Raw genomic sequence first — 2,938 nt, forward strand, 5'->3', positions numbered from 1 at the left:
ACAGTTCACTATACGTGTCTACACATTGTACTGTCTTTTTCGCTTCTCTTACCTTCGTCATACTCCCTCCAAGCTTTCCAGCCTTTTATCTCCATTCTAATTCACCCATTTTGATGAAAGAGGGATATTATAAGAAATCGGGCTAACTAATACTCCACACTGCCCCTAATAATGCCAGTCTACAAACCAGATGACAGTCTATAAGTTGTTGACTTGCAAGGATTTTTTAATGAATCTTAACTTGAATTCTGGTTAGTTGCTGTGCCTTATCCTGTTGTCGAGATTACAAACTGGATTCACCCACAGAAAAAATCAAGAAACCCTCCGTTTCCAGAGGGTTTTACCCAAAAATATGAAGTTAACTTTTAGCTAATTAAACTCAATCAAAGCATTAGCTTTTTTCAAGGAAATCAACCAAGGGCGGCAGAAAAAGCAATTCCTTCCCTGACAAAATTGGGGTTTCCTATCACAGAAGAAGTTTCCCCAGGAGCAGTAAAGAGATAAGTACCGGGAACACCTACACTCTGAAAACGAGTGAAATCAGCGGTGCCGTTGCCTGTGCCTGGTCCATAGGCATAAAAAGCAAGGCCTTCTTCTACAAAATTGCTCAGGTTGGGGTTACTGCGAATAGCTGCCGCTTCTCCTTCATTGGCAAACAGGTAGGTGCCAGGCAGACTAGTATTTTGAAAACGGAAGAATGCCTGTTGTAATGGATCTGTTTTTTGTAGAGCCACCCGAAAAGCAATGCCTTCCTCTACGAACTGACTTAAGCCAGGGTTACTCCGAATAGATGAAGCTTCACCTGCACTGACAAATAAATAGGTGCCAGGCTGATTGGTATTCTGAAAACGGAAGAAAGGAGAGGTTAAAGTATCGGCAGGACTTGGATTCGGATTGGGAATAGGACTTGGATTCGGATTGGGAATAGGACTTGGGTTCGGATTAGGGATAGGGTTTGGATTCGGATTGGGGCTAGAGCTAGTAGAAACACTAAAAATATTCAACGTCCCAGCAGTAGTAGGCATACCTAATGTCGTAGATCGGGATTGAAAAGATACAAATCGTCCATCCGAACTTATTATGGGGTTACTAGCAGGAGCATCAGCTTGTTCTCCATTTGTTCCTAAACTCACACGTTTGATGGAGTTGTCAATGCCGTCCCAGACAAATATGTCAGTTACACCATTAGTGTCATTTGCAACAAGGCTTGAATCATCAGATGCAAAGGCAACAAAGCGTCCATCCGCACTAATGCTGGGAGTACGGCTAGCGCCTTGGGTTTGTATGCCCCCTGGGCGCAAATTAATTCGCTTATTCGTGCCATTGTTGACGTTGTATACAAAAATGTCCCGCTGACCGTTGGTATCACCAGCAACTAAATTACTTGCGTCTGATTCATAGGCGATAAAGTTACCATTGGCAGAAATTGAGGCATTAAAACTACCACCATTCGCCCCCACCAAGGGAGCAATATTTTGATTGAAAGATACTAATGTTAAAGTCTCACCTGCATTAGATGCACTAAATAGGAAAATGTCTGAGAATCCATTGTTCCCAAATGCCGGACCAGGCATTAATTCATTTTCAGGAACAAGAGACTGAAAAGCAACAGTACCCACTTCGCTAACCGTGCCATTGGTACTAGAGCCGGGGCTGAAAGGATTACCACCAGAGTTACTTATTTGGCTAACCCATGTATTAGAATTGTTGACAGTATCAAATAAAATTATATCAAAATCACGATCGGCATCATCTCCTGAACCCGTTGGGATTGTGGCTGTAGTTTCATAGACTATAAACCGGCCGTTGCGGCTAATTTTAGGATTCCTGCTACTACCATTGATGTTATTGTTAGTGTTGAATGGGGTAACAAGACTGAAAGTTGGGGGATTACCAAATAAATTCGTTGCTAGGTAAATATCGATGGATCCCGTACTAGGATTACTGTATTGGAAAACCACTCTGGTTCCATCCCCACTAATCGATGGATTTTCATTTCCGTTAATGCTTATTGAGCCGACGGGTCCCCTCAGAGTTAAATTTATGTATGTCTTAGTAGAAATGTTGTAAATGTAGACATCGTTTAGGTTATTATCATCAATACTTCCTATCAAATTTGATGCCAAGGTATCAAAGACAATAAGATTGCCACTATCGTCAAACACCCCTCCCAAGGAAGATAATTTACTATTATCATTAGCGGCGGTGTTGTTACTTCCGAACGTAATTAAGTTAGTTACCATGAAATAAGATCCTGATTTAGAGTCATTAACATAAGCAGAAGTTTAATTTGGAGGAAGTTCTAATTTAAACTAAAGACCACAAAAACCTAAGCAGATAAGTTGACTTTCAATTAACAAGTTATATTACCTACGGCCGACATAGAACCTCAAATAAATAGACTAATCAGCGAGTTAGAGAATTTATAATATTGTAAGCTTATTATCGAAAACTGGACTAACTAATACTCCACACTGCCCCTAATAATGCCAGTCTATCCCTCTTTCATCAGACTGAGGGAATTAGAATGGAGGTAAAAGGCTGAAAAGCCCGGAGGGAGTATGACAAGGACAAGAGAGGCGAAAAAGACAGTACAGTGTGTAGACACATATAGTGAACTGTATAAAGATATATTTCCAAAAGTGAGAGCTTATGAGGGGAGCATCCCACTTTTGCAAAAATCCTACTGGGCAAACTGTAAAGCAATTCTCAAAGCCTTATTCTGAAAGGCATCCAAGGATGAGTATTTATACTTAAAATCATCGAACTGGAAAAAATGGGATGCACCCCTTATGAGTCATTTAAATATAACCCTCTTTCATCAAAATGGGTGAATTAGAATGGAGATAAAAGGCTGGAAAGCTTGGAGGGAGTATGACGAAGGTAAGAGAAGCGAAAAAGACAGTACAATGTGTAGACACGTATAGTAAACTGTATA

At 40.6% G+C, this 2,938-nt stretch carries 1 protein-coding gene; it reads right to left on the reverse strand.

Annotated features, from left to right (window positions below):
* Nucleotides 1-410 precede the first annotated feature (410 nt).
* Nucleotides 411-2,243, reverse strand: coding sequence for a PD40 domain-containing protein (locus IQ219_RS18590; RefSeq protein ID WP_194021404.1), 1,833 nt, complete (start codon nt 2,241-2,243; stop codon nt 411-413).
* Between the last annotated feature and the right edge of the window lie 695 nt (nt 2,244-2,938).

Origin of the sequence: Synechocystis sp. LEGE 06083 (genome assembly GCF_015207725.1) — a bacterium.
In the GTDB taxonomy this organism is placed as follows: Bacteria; Cyanobacteriota; Cyanobacteriia; order Cyanobacteriales; family Microcystaceae; genus Synechocystis; species Synechocystis salina.